Source organism: Crossiella sp. CA-258035 (assembly GCF_030064675.1).
In the GTDB taxonomy this organism is placed as follows: Bacteria; Actinomycetota; Actinomycetes; order Mycobacteriales; family Pseudonocardiaceae; genus Crossiella.
Window position 1 is genome coordinate 5675358 of record NZ_CP116413.1, and the last position, 18248, is coordinate 5693605.

Below are 18248 nucleotides of genomic sequence, written 5' to 3' on the forward strand. Positions count from 1 at the left end.
TTGCGCGTCAGAATCGCAGTCACCGGCGCGGTGGCGGTCGCGCTGACGTCCACGGCGATGGCTGCGGCCGCCTACCTGCTGATAGCTAGTGAACTGCACCGATCGACCGACCTGGGTTTACAACGGGAGGTGACTCGGCTGAAACGCGCGGCCCCCGACGCCTGGATCCCCGCCGGCCCCTGCGAGTTCATCACCGCGCCCGCGTGCGCGCAGAAGGTGACCGCGGACGGGCGCATCACCGACGACGCCGGACTGCCGGTCACCGAGGAGACCCGCGCGGTCGCCGCGGGCCACCGGACCGCCTTCTTCAGCGCCGCCACCATCGGCGGCCACCCGGTGCGGATGCTCACCTCCCCGCTGGCCGAGGGACTGGCGGTGCAGGTCGCGGTCCGCTCCGACCGCACCGACGACAGCCTCACCCGGATCGGCTGGGCGCTCATCGGCGCCGGGCTGGTCGGCGTCGCGGTGGCCGCCGCGGCCGGATACCTGGTGGCGCGCACCGGTTTGCGGCCGGTGGCCACGCTGACCGAGGCGGCCGAGCGGGTGGCGGCGAGCCGGGATCCGCAGGCGCGCATCGAGGTCAACGGCGCGGACGAGCTGGCCCGGCTCTCCGCCGGGTTCAACACCATGCTCGCCGAACTGGACGCAGCCCTTGCCGCACAACGACAACTGGTCGCCGACGCCTCGCACGAGCTGCGCACCCCGCTGACCGGGCTGCGCGCCAACATCGACCTGCTGCGCCGCGCCGACCAGCTCACCCAGGGCCAGCGGGGCGAGGTGCTGACCGCGCTGCACACCCAGGCCACCAGGCTGACCACCCTGGTCACCGACCTGATCGACCTGGCCCGCGGCGAGGAAGCCGGTGACCCCACCGAGGAGCTGCGGCTGGACCTGCTGGTCGAGCACGTCACCGCCGAGGTGGGCACACACTGGCCGCGCACCGCCTTTGTGCTGGACCTGGATCCGACCGTGATCACCGGTCAGCCGGGCCGCCTGGCCCGGGCGGTGCGCAACCTGCTGGACAACGCGGCCAAGTTCAGCCCGCCCGGCGGAGTGGTGCGGATCTCCTTGCGGGACAAGGAGTTGTGCGTCCGGGACCAGGGACCGGGGATTCCGGCCGAGGACCGGGAGCGGGTGTTCGAGCGCTTCTACCGCTCGCCTGCCGCCCGATCGCTGCCGGGATCGGGGCTGGGGCTGGCCATCGTCGGCCAGGTGGCGCGGGCGCACGGGGCACGGGTCAGCGCGGAGCGTCCCCGGGACGGCGGAACGTTGCTGCGCCTGCGTTTCCGCTGACCTGCGCGCGGATCAGGCTGGGTGTGCTGCCGAACCACCGCCGGACCGACCGGCTCAGCGCCGACTGCTCGGAGAAGCCGAGCGCGGCGGCGGTGTGGCTCAACGGGATCCGGGTCTCGCGCAGCAGCCGCCAGGTCGCCGCCCGGTAGACCTCGGTGCGGATCTGCTCGAAGGTGACGCCCTCGTCGCTGAGCCGCCGTTGCAGGGTGCGCGGGTGCAGGCCGAGCAGGGCGGCGATCTCCGCCTTGGTGCCCCGGTTGACGCCGATGGTGCTCTTGAGCGCGTCGCGCACCCGCGCGGAAACCCCGTGCCCGGCCGGGGGCTGGCGGGCGGCGAGGTGGGCGACGGCCTGCTCGCGCAGCCGCGGCTGGCTCTCCCGGATGCTCGCGGTCAGGACCTCGCGGCCGAAGTGCAGACCGGCGTAGGGCTGGGCGAAGAAGACGTTGGCGCCAAAGCGTTCCCGGTACTCCTCGGGACGGCCGGTCGGCGTGTGCGGGACCGAGACACCCCTCGGCCGCAGCTCGGCGGGCACCAGCGCCCGCGCGATCCGGAGGGCCGAGGCCAGGAAGCCGTCCAGCAGCTGCCGCTGCGGGACCCCGGTCGCCAGGCTGACGTCGAAGCGCAGGGTGACGCAACCGGGCAGCTGACGACTGGGGTCCTCCAGGGCGAGCTCGTAGGACGGGCTGTGCACGAACAGGTACCGGGACACCGTGCGCAGTGCCTCGGCCACGGTCGCGGTGTCCTGGACGACCACCGCGAGCAGGCCCAGCACCTCGGGGTCCTGGCGGCTGCCCAGCCGGAGGCCGAAGGTGGGGCAGCCGTGCCGCTGGGCGGCGTGCTCCAGCAGCAGGGCCACGGCGGGCAGGGAGACCATGGCCTCCGGGTCGCGCAGTGCCTCCGGGTCCAGGCCGCTCTGCCTGATCAGCGGTTCCGGGTCGCCGCCGAGGTCGCGCACCAGGCCGTGGAAGCCCTGGAGGGCCCCTGCGCGCACCGACTCGTCCACGATGGCCAGTGTCGCCGGGTGTCTCGATATGTCAAGAACGGGCCGCGGCGGCCGGGCAGGGTGCGGGCATGGCGAAGCAGGACCTCATCCTCATCCACGGCACCTGGGGCAACGGCGAGAACTGGGGCGAGTTCGGCACCGAGCTGGAGGCCAGGGGCTTCCGCGTGCACCGGCCCACCGCGCGCCACCACGGCAACCCCAGGCAGGTCGACGTGTGGGCGAACGCGCAGCGGATGACCAAGCTCGGGCTGCTCGACTTCGTCGCCGACTACGCCGAGCTGGTCGAGCGGATGGAGACCCCGCCGATCATCGTCGGGCACTCCCTGGGCGCGCTGCTGGCCCAGCTGCTCGCGGCCAGGGTGCCGCACCGCGGCCAGATCCTGCTCGGCACCGCGCCGGCCTGGGGCATCACCACCTTCGACCTCGCGCCGATGGCGCTGTGGGGCCGGTACCTCCCGCAGTGGCTGGCCGGTCAGCCGATGTACCCGGTGTCGAAGAAGGTGTGGGACAGCCACATCTGCAACGCCACGCCCAGGGAGATCTCCGACCCGTTCTACGACAGCCTGTGCGCGGAGTCCGGCACCGTCTACCGCCAGATGGTGCTCTGGTTCCTGGACCGCAAGCGCCGGGCCAAGGTGGACTACCAGGCCAGCGACACCCCGGTGCTGGTCATCGCCGGTGAGCACGACAGGTGCACCGTGCCCAGGATCGGCCGGGTGACCGCCCGCAAGTACGGCGCGCGCGGCAGCTTCGTGCAGATCCCCGGCGCGGACCACATGATGAACGCGGGCCCCCACCTGCCGGGCACGCTCAAGGCCATCGATGAGTGGCTGGACCGCCACCAGCTGCGCCCTTAGCTCCTTGTGGACTATTGCCACACAAGCGGACCTCTGAGAAAGATGTCCACATGTCCGCTGTACGGCGTCATCTCGCGCTGGGGGCCGCGTTCGCGGTGCTCGGCGCGCTGCTCAGCCCGGTGTCCGCGACCGCCGCTCCGGCGGACCGGCAGGACGCGTTCACGGCCGCCGCCACCGAGTTCGGCGTGCCACCGACTGTGCTGCTCGGCGTCGGCTACCTGCTCTCGCGCTGGGACGCCAACGCGGGCGAACCCAGCCGCGGCGCGGGCTTCGGCCCCCTGCACCTCACTGATGCGCGGGGCCTCGGCGTCGCCCCGGACACCCACCACGGGGACGGCGCCGAGGACCCGCGCGGGGACACCGCCCGGCCGCTCCAGCTGCCCGAACCCGCGCCGGTCGGCGTCTCCCCCGCCGGGTTGCAGACCATCGACCTGGCCGCCCGGCTGACCGGGACCGCGCCCTCGGCGCTGCGCTCGGACCCGGTGGCCAACATCCGCGGCGGCGCGGCCGTGCTCGCCCAGTACCAGCGCGAACTCGGCGGCGGCAGCGCGCCAGGCGACTGGTACGGCGCGGTGGCGCGCTACAGCGGCGCGACTGACACCGCGACCGCGCGCCGGTTCGCCGATGACGTGTTCGAGCTGCTGCGCACCGGGACCGAGCGGGTCACCGACGACGGCCACCGGGTACGCCTGGCCGCCGATCCCGGCATCAGCCCGCGAGTGTCCCAAGTGGACGGTCTCGGGCTGCGCGCGCCGAAGCCCGAGGCCACCGAGTGCCCGAGGAACCTGGGCTGTGAATGGGTTCCCGCGCCGTACGAGCACTACGACCCGAGCAAACCGGGCAGCTACGGCAACCACGACCAGGCCGACCGCCCGCGCGATCTGAAGATCAAGTACATCATCGTGCACGACACCGAGGGCTACTACGACACCACGCTGAAGCTGGTGCAGAACCCGAAGTACGTGAGCTGGCAGTACACCCTGCGCTCGGCCGACGGCCATGTGGCGCAACACGTCCGGGCCGAGGACGTGGCCTGGCAGGCCGGGAACTGGTACGTCAACACCCACTCCATCGGCCTGGAGCACGAGGGCTTCGCGGCCAAGGGCACCTGGTACACCGAGGCGATGTACCGCTCCTCGGCCCGGCTGGTCCGCTACCTGGCCAAGAAGTACGACATCCCACTGGACCGGGCGCACATCCTGGGCCACGACAACGTGCCCGGCACCACCCCGGCCACCGTGCGCGGCATGCACTGGGACCCGGGCCCCTACTGGGACTGGGCGCACTACTTCGACCTGCTCGGCGCGCCTTTCCACGCCAGCACCGGGCCGTGGGCCGGGATCGTGACCATCAAACCGGACTACGCCAGCAACCACCCGGTGATGTACGGCTGCGACAGCGCCAAACCCGCCGACCCCTGCCCGGTGCGCGGCACCACCTCGGTGTTCCTGCACACCGAACCGCGCGCGGATGCCCCGCTGGTCAAGGATCCCGGGCTGCGGCCGGACGGCAGCAACAGCACCCGGCACGTCAGCGACTACGGCGGCCGGGTGGACACCGGCCAGCGGTTCGCGGTGGCCGAGCGCCGCGGCGAGTGGACCGCGATCTGGTACCTGGGGCAGAAGGCCTGGTTCCACAACCCGCGCTCGAAACCCGCCGCGGTCAACAGCACCGGGTACGTGGTCACCCCGCGACCGGGCCTGACCGAGGTGCCGGTGTTCGGCCGGGCCTATCCCGAGGAAGCCGCCTACGCGGGCACCGGGGTGCCGTACCAGCCGATCGCACCGTTGCAGTACACGATGCGCGCGGGTGAGAAGTACGTGCTCGCCGAGCACGACGTGCCCACCGACTACTACTTCGCGCAGAACTGGGAAGGCCCGCGCACCGTGGTTCGCGGCAAGGATCGGTACTACCAGGTGTTCTTCGGCCACCGCGCGTTCTTCGTCAAGGCGGCGGACGTCCGGGTCAGCCCCAGCTGGTAGCACCAGCGCCCGGCGGACCGGCCCTCACCGGCCCGCCGAGCGCGCCAGCCCCAACCCACCGCCGTGTTGGCCGTTGTCGTACACAGTGTTGGCCGTTGTGGACGGTGTGTTGGCCGGAGGGCGTACCAGTTCGGCCAACACCCCGTACGACAACGGCCAACACGGCGGTGGGTGGGGTGCGGGTTTAGGCGTAGCGCAGGGTGACGTCGCCGGAGTCGGTGTGTGCGGTGATCGAGCGCGGGCTGCCCGGCTCCTCGGTGACCGAGACGGTGCGCTTGCCTGACTCGACCTTGGCGTCCACCTTGTACCCGGCCGGTTCCTTGGGCACGCCGATCTCGATCGTGCCGCTGCCCGCGTTCGCGGTCACGCTGCCCGGCGCGGCGGCGAAGTCGGCCTTGATGTCGCCGGAGTCGGTGCGCAGCTCGGCCTTGGGGGAGCGAGCGCCGGTGGCGGTGACCGTGCCGGAGTCGGCCTTGGCGAACAGCGCGGCGGCCGGGTTGTCCGCGCGCACGTCACCGGAGTCGGTCTCCAGGTTCAGCTCGCCGGTGACATCGCGCACCGTGATCGAGCCGGACTCAGTGCGCAGCTTGGCCGAGACCGCGGCCGGCACGGTGAGCACGTAGCTGATCGAGCAGTTGTTCGAGCAGGTCGGCGGGTGCACGCGCAGGGTGTCGCCGTCCCACTCCTCGCGGTGCGCGGGCTTGCTGTTGCCCCACTCCAGCTTCCTGGTGATGGCGACCTTGTTGTCCGCGCCGGCGCGCACCTCGACGTCACCGCTGTCCAGGGTCACCTCGACCCGGCTGACCTTGCGGTCGTGGTCCTGCTGCTGGGTCTCCCGGTTGGCCGCGAACGCGAAACATCCGCTGAGTGCCGCCAGACCCGCCAGCAGCACTGCCCCCACCTTCAGCGTCCTCATGCGCAGACCGTAACGAGCCCGCGGCCGGGCGCACGAGCGGGTTATCCCCTCCGGCGGGGGTGGTGCCAGCCCTACCCCCGCCGGAAGTGGATCACGGTGCCGAAGGTCCGACGTCGGACTTCTGCAACGGCTTGCGGGCCACCGAGCCGCCGAACTCGTCCGCGCCCACGTCCAGCTTGCCACTGCGCGCGTGCGGGTCGAAGTCGGTGGTGACGTAGGAGTAGCTGCCCACGCCCGCGTCGATGGCCGGGCTGCCCGCGCTCAACCGCTTGAGCCCGTTGGCATCCGTGGTCAGCTTCGGGTCCACGTTGCGGTAGCCGCCGGCGGGCATGCCCGCGCTGGCGCCGTGGGCGATGTTGCCCTCGTACTTCACCGTGGACCCACTGCGCATCGCCACCAGCGAGCCGGAGCTGCCGACGATGATGTTGTTGGCCAGCACGCAGTCCTTGGGCAGGAAGGCGCCGCCGTCGCTGTCCACCACGGAACTGGTGCCCAGCAAGGTGTTGTAGGCCACCGTCACCCGGTCCGGCCGGTCGTGCCCGGTGCTGCTCGGCCCGCTGTCGGCCTCCGAGCCCTTGCCGAAGACCAGCGCCCGGCCGCCACTGGCCGCCACGTAGTTGTTGATGATCTTGTGGTCGTTGCCGTGGAAGCGGATGCCGGTGTTGCCCAGCAGCAGGTTGCCCTCCACCAGGTTGCGGTGCCCGTGCCGCAGCACGATGTAGCCCTTGCTGTCCCGGATGGTGTTGTGCCGCACGGTGGTGTCGGATGCCTTGACCGAGATGGCCTCCGGGTCGCCGTTGGCCTTCTCGAACAGGTTGTGCTCGATCACGCCGCCGGAGGAGTAGCTCTGCTTGTGGCTGAAGCCGAAGCGGATCGCCTCACCGCCGTTGTCCCCGGTGAAGCCGTGGTTGTAGAAGTAGTTGTGGTGGATCTTGGTGCGCTTGGCGATGTCGTCGCTGGGCCCGGACACCTGCAGGAAGACCCCGGCGGTGGTGCGGTTCTGGAAGGTGTTGTGGTCCACCTCCACGTCGTTGCCGCTGACGGTGACCCAGTTCTCGCCCGCGTTGAGCTGGATCGTGTTGCGGCTCAACCGGATGTGGTGCGAGCCGGTGGGCACCGACAGCGAACCGCTGTGCCGCAACGAGAACCCGTTGAGGGTCACGTAGCTGACGCTGCCGTCGAAGGCGAAGCCGGTGGAGCCGGTGATGACCGCCTTCCCGACGTTCGCGGCGGTGACCTCGATCCGCGCGGCGGAGGTGCCCGAGCGGCGGACGGTGATCGGGCCGGTGGCGTTGTAGGTGCCGTCGGCCAGCTCGATCCGGTCGCCGGGCTTGGCTGAGTTCAGGGCGTTCTGCAGGGCGGAAAGACTGTTCACCCGGATCGGCGCGGCGGAGTCCGCGGTGGCAGCTGAGGGCAGGGTAAGGACCAGTGCCGTGGCCAGCACGGGCAACAACACGGCGGTGTTTCTTCTCATGTGCCAGCTCTCCAGTGAGTCGGCGCGGCGGTGAGCACAAGCTAGGGACACATCCGATGTCTAGTCAAGAACCTTGCCGAATTCCACAGTGCACGGATGTGAAAGAGCAGGTCCTGTCCCTGGAACGAGGTGGACCGCGTCGCGGGCCGGCCCTGAGATGAGCGGATGAGCCCAGCGACGATTACCGGCTTCAACAGCATGCTGCCCACCGAGAGCCACCCGAGTCCCGGCGAGCGTTTCGAGCACACCGGGCCGGGCTGGAGCTCCACGGCCTTCTACGCGCCGTGGCACGCCGGTCCGCCGACGCCCAAGTACCGGTGGTCGATGTTCGACACCGCCGCCCAGGCGGTCGGCGACCTGGTGCGCTGCCTGGACGACGGATTCGCGGGCGAGCAGAGCCGCCAGGCCGCCAGGGTGCTGCTCGACGGCGGGCCGCCTGGGGAGCTGGTGCTGTCGGTCTCGCTGGACTGGGTGTGCGTGGTCTACCAGGTGCGCCCCGGCGTGCACCTCAGCGATGCCGCGGACGCCTTCTTCGCCGGGTGGCGCAACGCGATGTTCGACCGGCGCTTCGAGCTCATCAACGCCAATCGTCCGATGATTTGCTGACGCCGGGCGTCAGTCCATGGTCACCACGACCCGGCCGACGGTGTCACCTTCGGCCAGCTTCTGCACGCCCGCCGCCGCCTCCGCCAGCGGCAGCCGCTCGCTGACCAGCGGGTCGACCAGGCCGTCCTCGGCCAGCGCGGACAGCTCCAGGTGCGCCTGCCGGACCAGCGCCGGGTCCTTCTGCGTGTACAGGCCCCAGTGCAGGCCCAGCAGCGAGTAGTTCTTGACCAGCGCGTGGTTCATCGCGGCGCTGGGGATCTCACCGCTGGCGAAGCCGACGATGACGATCCGGCCCTCGAAGGCGATCACCTTGGTGGAGGCGCGGAAGGAGTCGCCGCCCACCGGGTCGTAGACCACGTCCGCGCCGCGGCCGCCGGTGAACTCCTTCACCGTGGCGATCACGTCCTCCTGCTTGCGGTCGATCACCAGGTCCGCGCCCAGCTCCTTGGCCACCTCGGCCTTGCGCGCCCCGCCGACCACACCGATCACGGTGGCGCCGGCGGCCTTGCCGAGCTGGATGGCCGCGCTGCCAACGCCGCCGGCCGCGGCGTGCACCAGCAGGGTCTCGCCCTCGGCCAGCTCAGCGCGACGGTGCAGGCCGAACCAGCCGGTCTGGTAGGCGATGTGGAACCCGGCGGCCTGCGCGTCGTCCAGCGCCTCGGGCGCGGGCAGCAGCTCGGTGGCATTGACCGCCACGTACTCGGCCAGCCCGCCGTGCGGCGGCGCGGGTGTGGCGATGACCCGGTCCCCCACGGCGAACCCGCTGGCGCCCTCACCGAGCGCGACCACCTCACCGCAAAGCTCGACCCCCGGAGTGAACGGCAGCGGCGGGCGGACCTGGTACTGACCCCGGCACAGCAGCGCGTCCGGGAAGTTCAGCGCGGTCGCGCGGACCTTCACCAGCACCTGTCCCGGCCCGGCGACCGGCTCCGGGACCTCGTCCAGCCGGAGCACGTCCCGCGGCTCGCCCAGCTCGTGCACACGCCATGCCCGCACTCCGCACCTCCACGCACCGTGATCAGTCCACCCCCATCGTGTCATGTCCCGCCGACACGCGACACACGGCCATATTGGGTGCGCTTGCGCGGGCTACCCCTACATGTAGTATCCGTTGCGCTGATGGTTCGCCGGGCACGCAAACGCCAGGCGAGGCAACAGGGAACCCGGTGCGACTCCGGGACTGCCCCGCAGCGGTGAGTGGGAACGACCGCCGTCACCGGCCGAGCACCAGGGCCGGTACAGCACTGGACGCCACGGTCCGGGAAGCGACGGCCAGTAGGTGCGCCAGCGCTTGGCGTGTGCCCGCGAGTCCGAAGACCTGCCGTCAGCGGGCGCACCGCCGGTGCGCCTGGTTCGCGGTCTCGTGGGAAGGCCGAGCGGACGACTGGGCGGCGCACGCGCGCCCCGGTCGGCCCTCGCCTGCCTCTGACTCCGCGGCCCACTGACGCCGACGCTCGCGAGGAGAGACGACCTGTATGACCGCATCGCCTGCGAGCTGTAGCGAGCCTCAGAGCTAAGCCAGCTCCACCACGCGCTTCCCCAGCGACGGCAACCGAACCCGGCCCCGGGTCCTCGGCCGCCCGGCGCTGCCCTCATCCGTCCAGCACACCTTTTGGAGCAGCTTTCGTGTCAGTGCATTCGCCAGAGATCGCAGCCGGCGCGGTCACGGTGATCCGCCGCAACGGCGCGGTGTCCCCGTTCGAGGCGGCCAAGATCACGGCCGCGATGACCAAGGCCTTCCTCGCCGTGGAAGGCACCGACGCGGGTTCCTCGCCCCGCGTGCGCGAACAGATCGCCGAGCTGACCGCCTCGGTTGAGCAGGGCCTGCTGCGGCACGCCGGACCGGACCGGCCGCTGCACATCGAGCAGATCCAGGACCAGGTCGAGCTGACCCTGATGCGGGCCGGGCACCAGAAGGTCGCCCGCGCCTACGTGCTCTACCGCGAGGAGCACAACAAGGCCCGCGCGCAGGCCGCGCCCAAGCCCGCGCCGAAGTTCTCCGTGCGCCAGGCCGACGGCACGCTGGTCCCGCTGGACACCGACCGGCTGGCGCTGGTCATCTCCGAGTCCTGCGCGGACCTGGCGGCGGTGGACAGCGAGGCGGTGCTGGCCGAAACGCTGCGCAACCTCTACAACGGCATCAGCCCGGCCGAGCTGAGCATCGCGCCGGTGATGGCCGCGCGCACCATGGTCGAGACCGACCCGAACTACTCCTACGTCAGCGCCCGGCTGCTGCTGGACAAGCTGCGCGGCGAGGCGCTGACCTTCCTGGCCGGCGAGCAGCGGGTGGCCAGCCACGCGCAGATGACGCAGGAGTACCCCACCTACTTCGCCGAGTTCATCCGGCGCGGGGTGGAGCTGGACCAGCTGGACGCCGAGCTGGCCAAGTTCGACCTGGACCGCCTGGGCGCCGCGCTGGTGGCCGACCGGGACCTGAAGTTCCAGTTCCTGGGCATGCAGACGCTCTACGACCGCTACCTGCTGCACAGCGACGAGCACCGCTACGAGCTGCCGCAGGCCTTCTTCATGCGGGTCGCGATGGGCCTGGCGCTGCGCGAGGACGACCGCGAGGCGCGCGCGATCGAGTTCTACGACCTGATCTCCAGCTTCGACTTCATGTGCTCCACGCCGACGCTGTTCAACGCGGGCACCACCCGCTCGCAGCTGTCCTCCTGCTTCCTCACCACGGTGGGCGATGACCTGGAGGGCATCTTCCACGGCATCAGCAACAACGCGCTGCTGTCGAAGTACGCGGGCGGGCTGGGCAACGACTGGACGCCGGTGCGCGGCATCGGCGCGCACATCAAGGGCACCAACGGCAAGTCCCAGGGCGTGGTGCCGTTCCTGAAGATCGCCAACGACACGGCGGTCGCGGTGAACCAGGGCGGCAAGCGCAAGGGCGCGGTCTGCGCGTACCTGGAAACCTGGCACATCGACGTCGAGGAGTTCCTCGACCTGCGCAAGAACACCGGCGACGACCGGCGGCGCACGCACGACATGAACACCGCGAACTGGGTGCCGGACGAGTTCCTGCGCCGGGTCCGCGCGGACGGGCAGTGGACGCTGTTCTCCCCGGACGAGGTGCCGGACCTGCACGACTCCTACGGCCTGGAGTTCTCCCGCAAGTACGCCGAGTACGAGGCGGCGGCCGACCGCGGCGAGATCAGGGTGTTCCGCCGGGTGCAGGCCAAGGACCTGTGGCGGCGCATGCTGACCATGCTGTTCGAGACCGGGCACCCGTGGATCACCTTCAAGGACCCGTGCAACCTGCGCTCCCCGCAGCAGCACTCGGGCGTGGTGCACTCCTCGAACCTGTGCACCGAGATCACGCTCAACACCACGATCGACGAGGTCGCGGTGTGCAACCTCGGCTCGGTCAACCTGGCCCAGCACGTCACCGCCGACGGCATCGACCACGCCCGGCTGGAGAAGACCGTGCGCACCGCGGTCCGCATGCTGGACAACGTGATCGACGTGAACTTCTACACCATCCCGGAAGCGCGCCGGTCGAACATGCGGCACCGTCCGGTGGGCCTGGGCCTGATGGGCTACCAGGACGCGCTCTACGCGCTGCGGCTGCCGATGGCCTCCCCCGGCGCGGTGGAGTTCGCCGACCGCAGCATGGAGGAGATCTCCTACTACGCGATCTCGGCCTCCGCCGAGCTGGCCGCCGAGCGCGGCGCGTACGAGTCCTTCCCCGGTTCCTTGTGGAGCAAGGGGATCCTGCCGATCGACTCGGTGCAGATCCTGGCCGACAACCGCGAGGGCGACCTCGCGGTGGACCGTTCGTCCACTTTGGACTGGGACACGCTGCGGGCGCGCGTGGTCGAGGTCGGCATGCGCAACTCCAACGTGATGGCCATCGCGCCGACCGCGACGATCGCCAACATCACCGGGGTCAACCAGTCGATCGAACCGCTGTACCGCAACCTGTACGTGAAGTCGAACATGTCCGGCGACTTCACCGTGGTCAACCCGCAGCTGGTGCGCGAGCTGAAGGAGCGCGGGCTGTGGGACGAGGTGATGATCGGCGACCTGAAGTACTTCGACGGCAGCCTTGGCGCCATCGAGCGCATCCCGGCTGAGCTGAAGTCCTTGTACGCCACCGCGTTCGAGCTGGACAGCGAGTGGCTGATCGAGGCGGCGGCCCGGCGGCAGAAGTGGATCGACCAGGCCCAGTCGCTCAACCTGTACATGGCCAAGCCCAGCGGCAAGAAGCTGGACTCGCTGTACCAGCTGGCCTGGCTGCGCGGCCTGAAGACCACGTACTACCTGCGCGCCCAGAGCGCCACGCACGTGGAGAAGTCCACGCTGCGCGGCACCGACGGCAAGCTCAACGCGGTCTCCCCCGTGATCACCGCTCCCGCGCCCGCGCCCTCCCCGGCCGCCGCCCAGGCCGCCGAGGCGCTGGCCTGCTCCATCACCGACCCCGACTGCGAGGCCTGCCAGTGACCGCCCTTGAGCCGAATGTCGACGCCACCGGCCTCGGCGAGATCGACCGCTCCGGCGGCCGGGTCAGCGTCGACGACAAGGCGATGATCAACTGCCGGGCCGACGTCAACCAGCTGCTGCCGCTGAAGTACCACTGGGCCTGGGACAAGTACCTGGCCGGCTGCAACAACCACTGGATGCCCACCGAGGTGTCCATGCAGGCCGACATCGCGCTGTGGAAGTCCCCGAACGGCCTCACCGAGGACGAGCGCCGGGCGATCAAGCGCAACCTTGGCTTCTTCGCCACCTCGGAGTCGTTGGTGGCCAACAACATCGTGCTCGCGGTGTACCGGCACCTGACCAACCCGGAGTGCCGCCAGTACCTGCTGCGCCAGGCCTTCGAGGAGGCCGTGCACACGCACACCTTCCAGTACATCTGCGAGTCGCTCGGCCTGGACGAGGGCGAGCTGTTCAACATGTACCGCGAGGTGCCCTCCATCACGGACAAGGCGGCCTGGGCGCTGCGGTACACGCAGAACCTGGAGGACCCGGACTTCAGCACCGGCACCCCGGAGAAGGACCAGGCGTTCCTGCGCGACCTGGTCGCCTTCTACGTGGTGTTCGAGGGCATGTGGTTCTACACCGGCTTCGCCCAGATCCTCTCCCTGGGCCGGCGGAACAAGATGGTCGGCATCGCCGAGCAGTACCAGTACATCCTGCGCGATGAGTCCATCCACCTGAACTTCGGCATCGACGCGATCAACCAGATCAAGATCGAGAACCCGCACCTGTGGACCGCGGAGTTCCAGGAGGAGATCCGCACCATGCTCCGCGAGGCCTGCGAGCTGGAGGTGGCCTACGGCCGCGACACCATGCCCAACGGCCTGCTCGGGCTCAACGCGGAGCTGTGCGAGCAGTACATGCACTTCATCACCAACCGCCGCTGCGCCCAGATCGGCCTGACGCCGGTGTTCCCGGAGGCGGAGAACCCGTTCCCGTGGATGTCGGAGATGATGGATCTGAAGAAGGAGAAGAACTTCTTCGAGACCAGGGTCATCGAGTACCAGAGCGGTGGCGCGCTGGACTGGGACTGAGCTCCGGCTGAGCAGCTGATGGCGTCGTCCCCCGGGACGGCGCCATCGCTGTTTTCCACCCCGTTCACCGGCCAGCCATCGCGACCGCGAGGCCCACCACGGATAGCGTGTGATCATGACCTGGGCAAGCCTCCGCCACATCACCTGGTCCCTGGCGCCGGACCTGCTCGGCGACCACCAGCTGGCCTTCTCCCGGGGCTCCGGCCGCTCCCGCCTGGAGGTCTCGCTGGCGCACCTGGTGCGGGTCAACGCGCTGGCCACGCTGAGCCCGACCCGGTTCGACAACCAGTTCGCCGAGACCCGGATCATGCTGTCCTTCCTGCGCACCCCGGCCTCCGGGCAGCTGAGCCTGCGCGAGGAGTCGGTGCGCGGCAGCTCGCACCACATCCGGCAGTTCGTGGTGGAGTGCCTCGGCCTGGGCCTGCACTCCACCGCCGTCGGCGAGCCCCGGGTGCTGCCGATCGGGCCGGACCGGGCCTACCGCAACCGCGGCGTGCGCCCTGACCTGCTGTTCGGCTGGCCGGGCCGCAGGCTCGCCGGGGAGGCCAAGGGCAGGGCCCGCAACGCGCCCTCCCGGGTGCTGGCCGAGCCCCGGCTGCGGCTGGAGACCATGCTGGAGTGGTCGGCCCGGCACGACGACCACCCGTTCGTGATGACCTGGGCCTACGCCAGCGACCTCGGCATCACCGTGGACCTGTACCGCCCGGCCGACGGCTCCGCCTGGTTCGACGGCAACTCCGGCAAGGTCCGCACCGAGCTGTACCAGGGCCCCGCGGTGGACGACTCCGCCGTCGGCCCACTCGCCGAGGAGGCCGCGACCCGGGTTGTCGAGGTCGAGCGCTACCTGCACGAGACGGCACCGCCCACCGAGCACACCCTGCTCGGCCACCGGCTGCGCGGCGCACAGGCGCCCCTCGACCTGTTCGGCCTGGACAGCAGGCGGTACGCGCTGGCCGTGCTCGGCGAGGACCTGGACGAGGACGAGCACGCCGCGCTGAAGTCCTCGCCCGCCGTGTCGGTGTCCGGCCGCATCGTGGTCGTGCTGGCCACCGACGGCGGGGACCCGTGGACCGCGATAAAAGAAGAAGGTCTGGCCTGAATGTCGAAACCGACCGATCCCGTTCGACGCAGAGGTATGACCGACTCAACGCACGAGCCCATCGCGACCCGCAACCTCGACCAGTACGGCTCCGCGGAACTGCCGTGGAGCCGGGCCCGCGACATTCTTGCCGCGGACACCCCCAAAGCCGACCTCACCTTCTTCGTGGCCACCGTGCGCCCCGACGGACGCCCGCATTCAGCCGGTGTCGGAGCCGTCTGGGTAGCTGACGCGCTGTACTTCGTCAGCGGCCCCGGCACCCGCAAGTCCCGCAACCTGGCGGTGAACCCGGCCTGCACCGTCTCGGTCCGCCTGCGCGGCGTTGACCTGGTGCTGGAGGGTTCGGCCCACCGCGTCACCGAGGCCGCGAGCCTGGAGCGGTTGGCCGAGGTGTACCGGAGCGGCGGGTGGCCTGCGACGGTGACGGAGGAGGGTTTCACCGCGCCGTTCACCGCGCCGAGCGCCGGTCCGCCGCCCTGGTATGTGTACCGGCTCACGCTGCACTCGGCGGTCGGTGTGGCCACCGCGGAACCGCACGGCGCCACCCGCTGGGACTTTCCACACCAATGACCCGCCGAACCGCACCTTCGACCGAGTGCGCATGACTCAGCCCCGGGGTTCAATGGTTTTGCAGACCCCGTGGGTGCGGCATGATGCGGCCGCGGGTGTGTTTCGAGCAAGGGGTCGTGCATGGACGTAAGCAGCCGTCCGGCCGGTGATCGCCGGTGGCTGGCCTACCTGCTCATCGGGCTCGCCTTCGTCGGGATCTACTTCCTGATCCCGACCGATGACGGCGGCCGGATCGCCAGGTTCGTCGTGTACTGCCTGATCACCTCCTCGGCGGCGGTGGCCGCGCTGTACGGGGTGCGGCGGAACCGGCCGCGGCCGCTGCGGCCCTGGCTGCTGATCGCGCTCGGGCAGGTCGTGTACGCGGTGGCCGACATCTGCTTCTACGTGGCGCACTACGTGCTGCGCGATGCCACCTACCCCAACGTGGCCGACATCTTCTACCTGGGTCACTACCCGCTGGTCGTGGCCGGTCTGCTGCTGCTGATCCGGATGCGCAGCCCCGGCCGCGACCTGCCGGGCCTGCTGGACGCGGCGGTGCTGTCGGTGAGCGCGGGCATGATGTCCTGGCTCTACCTGATCGGGCCGCGGGCGCGGCTGGACTCGCCGCTGCTGGTCAAGGCGGCCTCGCTGGCCTATCCGATGATGGACCTGGCGATGCTGGCGGTGGCCATCCGGCTGATCATGGGTGGCGGGCGGCGGCCGATGGCGTTCACGCTGCTGAGCACCAACCTGCTGGCGCTGTTCGCGGCCGACTCGCTCTACGTGCTGCAACAGCTCGACGGCAGCTACGCCGCGGGCAACTACCTGGACGCGATCTGGCTGACCTCCAACCTGGCCCTCGGCGCGGCCGCGCTGCACCCGACCATGCGCCAGGTCGGCGAGCGCGCCGAGCGAAACACCGACACCGGGCCGAGCCTGGCCAGGATGTCGGTGCTGTCCGCGGCCGCGCTGCTCGCGCCGGTGCTGCTACTGGTCCAGACCGCCAACGGGGACATGAGCGGGGTGCCGGTGATCGCGGTGGCCTGCGCGCTGCTGTTCGGGCTGACCATCGCCAGGCTGGCCGGGCTGGTCTCGGCGCAGCGCCGGCTGGCCATCACCGACGTGCTCACCGGGCTGCACACCCGGCGGTTCTTCGAGGCGCACCTGCCGATCGAGATCGCGCGGGCGAAACGGGCCGACGGGCACCTGGCGGTGTTCATCGTGGACGTGGACCACTTCAAGTCGATCAACGACCGGTACGGCCACCCGGCAGGCGACCACGTGCTGGTGGAGATCGCCAACCGGTTGCGCGCCTGTGCCCGCGCCGGGGATGTGGTGGCCCGCTACGGCGGCGAGGAGTTCGCGCTGCTGTTCCCCGACGCCAGTCCCACCGAGCTGCCCGGTATCGCCGAACGCCTTCGGCACTGCGTGGCCAGCAGCCCGATCACTGTCTCGGCCGACACCTGGATCGCGGTCACCGTCTCGGTCGGCACCGCCTGCTACCCGCTGCACGGCGAGCAGCCCAGCGAGCTGGTCGCGGTGGCCGACCGGGCGCTGTACTCGGCCAAGTCCCAGGGCCGGGACCGGATCGTGATGGGCCGCGCGCCGGAGTCCCCGGCGGGCCAGGTCGCCGACCACGCGGCCATGGTGGACTACCTGCGGCAGGTCGCCGACGAGGTGGACGGCAAGCTGGCCGGGCAGGAGCACAGCCGGGCGATCAGCCGGTGGGCCCGCGAGGTCGCCGAGGTGATGAAGCTGGGCGCGGAGACCGCGCACCAGGCCGGGCTGGGCGGGCGGCTGCACGACATCGGCAAGATCGTCGTCCCGCCGGAGGTGCTGACCAAGCCGGGCAGGCTGGACGAGCAGGAGTGGGCGCTGATGCGCCAGCACCCCGACCACGGCTACCGGCTGGCCGCGATGGTGCCGGACTTCGAGGCGATCGCCGAGATCATCCGCCAGCACCACGAGCGCTTCGACGGCAGCGGCTACCCGCTGGGCCTCTCCGGCGCCGACATCCGGATCGAGGCGCGGATCATCGCGGTCTGCGACGCGTGGGCGGCGATGCGCTCGGACCGGCCGTACCAGCAGGCGCTCAGCGAACGGCAGGCGCTGCACGAGCTGCGGGAGGGCAGCGGCGGCCAGTTTGACCCAGACGTGGTGGCCGCGTTCCTCAAGCTCCAGCGGCGCGGGGCGGTGGGCACGCTGCGCCCGATCCGCTCCGCCGCCGAGGAGAGCCAGGACCGCAGCTACCGGACCTGATCGTCCAGGGTGTTCCAGAACGAGAGCTCGTAGGCCTGCAACAGCCGCCCGTACCCGTGCGCGGCCGCGGTCGACTCCCCCGCGTCCAGTCCCGCCTGCACCGCGTCCAAGGCCAGCTCCAGCAACTGCGGCGCGGGCGCGGCGAAGAAGTCGAAGAACCCGCGCCCGGTCTCGTCGAACCCGTAGTGCTCGGCCAGCGCCGCGGACACCGTGCCGCAGTACTCGCCCCAGGCCCCGAAGTTGACGTTGAGCGCCAGGATCACCGCGGTGATGTCCCCGTTCAGCGCCAGCCAAGCCTGGTACGCCGGATAGGCCTGGCAGCCCGGCAACGGCTGGTACGCCTTGAGCCCGGCCTCGTCCAGCCCGGCGGCGGCGGCGAACCGCACCACCCGCTCCAGCGCGATCCCCTCCCCCGCGGCCAGGGTGGAGAAGTACTGCTTGGCCGCGGGCGCCTCGGCCCGCGCCGCCAGGTGCAGCAGGCTCCGCCAGTCACTGCTGATCACCCGGTACTGCTCCCCGGCCAGCGCCGCCAGCACCGACCGAGGGGCCTGGCCCGCCGCGATCCGCGGCACCAGGCGGTTCTCCCCCTCGGCGTGCCCGAGCACGTCGCGTAGACCGGCCAACGTTTCCTGCGCGGTAGCACTCACGCGGGGCAGCCTAGCCCTCTTCCGGGTGGCACGAAGCC

General features: G+C 70.8%; 14 protein-coding genes and 1 riboswitch. Of the genes, 9 read left to right on the top strand and 5 right to left on the bottom strand.

The features are described from left to right. Positions 1 to 1293 carry a HAMP domain-containing sensor histidine kinase gene (locus tag N8J89_RS25970; protein WP_283659626.1) on the top strand — a complete coding sequence of 431 codons (1293 nt, stop codon included), beginning with the start codon at positions 1 to 3 and terminating at the stop codon, positions 1291 to 1293. Here the strand turns inward: N8J89_RS25970 and N8J89_RS25975 are convergent. Further along, positions 1238 to 2296, bottom strand: coding sequence for an AraC family transcriptional regulator (locus N8J89_RS25975; RefSeq protein ID WP_283659627.1), 1059 nt, complete (start codon positions 2294 to 2296; stop codon positions 1238 to 1240). The genes N8J89_RS25970 and N8J89_RS25975 overlap by 56 nt on opposite strands. A 68-nt stretch (positions 2297 to 2364) precedes the next feature. On the opposite strand from N8J89_RS25975, the gene N8J89_RS25980 reads away from it, so the two are divergent. Beyond that, a complete protein-coding gene (locus N8J89_RS25980; RefSeq protein ID WP_283659628.1) occupies positions 2365 to 3153 on the top strand; it encodes an alpha/beta hydrolase in 789 nt (262 codons plus the stop codon). Between the two features lie 50 nt (positions 3154 to 3203). Then, positions 3204 to 5135 carry an N-acetylmuramoyl-L-alanine amidase gene (locus tag N8J89_RS25985; RefSeq protein WP_283659629.1) on the top strand — a complete coding sequence of 644 codons (1932 nt, stop codon included), beginning with the start codon at positions 3204 to 3206 and terminating at the stop codon, positions 5133 to 5135. Positions 5136 to 5319: 184 nt separating this feature from the next. On the opposite strand, the gene N8J89_RS25990 is transcribed toward N8J89_RS25985, so the two are convergent. Both N8J89_RS25990 and N8J89_RS25995 read right to left on the bottom strand, forming a co-directional pair. Continuing rightward, the gene (locus N8J89_RS25990; RefSeq protein ID WP_283659630.1) at positions 5320 to 6051 is read right to left on the bottom strand and encodes a DUF4097 family beta strand repeat-containing protein; all 732 of its coding nucleotides are present in this window, start codon (positions 6049 to 6051) and stop codon (positions 5320 to 5322) included. A gap of 91 nt (positions 6052 to 6142) precedes the next feature. Then, the gene (locus N8J89_RS25995; RefSeq protein ID WP_283659631.1) at positions 6143 to 7525 is read right to left on the bottom strand and encodes a polysaccharide lyase 6 family protein; all 1383 of its coding nucleotides are present in this window, start codon (positions 7523 to 7525) and stop codon (positions 6143 to 6145) included. A gap of 165 nt (positions 7526 to 7690) precedes the next feature. Between N8J89_RS25995 and N8J89_RS26000 the strand changes: the two genes are divergently transcribed. Next, positions 7691 to 8131: a hypothetical protein gene (locus N8J89_RS26000; protein WP_283659632.1), complete on the top strand. Its 441-nt coding sequence runs from the start codon at positions 7691 to 7693 to the stop codon at positions 8129 to 8131. Positions 8132 to 8140: 9 nt separating this feature from the next. On the opposite strand, the gene N8J89_RS26005 is transcribed toward N8J89_RS26000, so the two are convergent. Next, entirely contained in the window at positions 8141 to 9127 is a 987-nt protein-coding gene (locus tag N8J89_RS26005; protein ID WP_283659633.1) for an NADPH:quinone oxidoreductase family protein, read from the bottom strand. A gap of 107 nt (positions 9128 to 9234) precedes the next feature. Continuing rightward, positions 9235 to 9471, top strand: a riboswitch (cobalamin riboswitch). 292 nt (positions 9472 to 9763) lie between these two features. Here N8J89_RS26005 and N8J89_RS26010 point away from each other — a divergent pair. The 5 genes from N8J89_RS26010 (at position 9764) to N8J89_RS26030 (ending at position 17563) form a co-directional block, all read left to right on the top strand. After that, positions 9764 to 12583, top strand: a complete 2820-nt coding sequence (locus N8J89_RS26010; RefSeq protein ID WP_502868500.1) for a ribonucleoside-diphosphate reductase subunit alpha — start codon at positions 9764 to 9766, stop codon at positions 12581 to 12583. Beyond that, complete coding sequence (locus N8J89_RS26015; protein WP_283659635.1) at positions 12580 to 13656, top strand: ribonucleotide-diphosphate reductase subunit beta; 1077 nt, start codon at positions 12580 to 12582, stop codon at positions 13654 to 13656. The genes N8J89_RS26010 and N8J89_RS26015 overlap by 4 nt, the downstream gene beginning before the upstream one ends. 115 nt (positions 13657 to 13771) lie before the next feature. Continuing rightward, positions 13772 to 14755, top strand: a complete 984-nt coding sequence (locus N8J89_RS26020) for a hypothetical protein (protein ID WP_283659636.1) — start codon at positions 13772 to 13774, stop codon at positions 14753 to 14755. A 36-nt stretch (positions 14756 to 14791) separates the two neighbouring features. Beyond that, complete coding sequence (locus tag N8J89_RS26025; RefSeq protein WP_283659637.1) at positions 14792 to 15325, top strand: pyridoxamine 5'-phosphate oxidase family protein; 534 nt, start codon at positions 14792 to 14794, stop codon at positions 15323 to 15325. A gap of 120 nt (positions 15326 to 15445) precedes the next feature. Further along, positions 15446 to 17563, top strand: coding sequence for a diguanylate cyclase (locus N8J89_RS26030; RefSeq protein ID WP_283659638.1), 2118 nt, complete (start codon positions 15446 to 15448; stop codon positions 17561 to 17563). Here the strand turns inward: N8J89_RS26030 and N8J89_RS26035 are convergent. Further along, positions 17551 to 18210: a thiaminase II/PqqC family protein gene (locus N8J89_RS26035; protein ID WP_283659639.1), complete on the bottom strand. Its 660-nt coding sequence runs from the start codon at positions 18208 to 18210 to the stop codon at positions 17551 to 17553. The genes N8J89_RS26030 and N8J89_RS26035 overlap by 13 nt on opposite strands. Between the last annotated feature and the right edge of the window lie 38 nt (positions 18211 to 18248).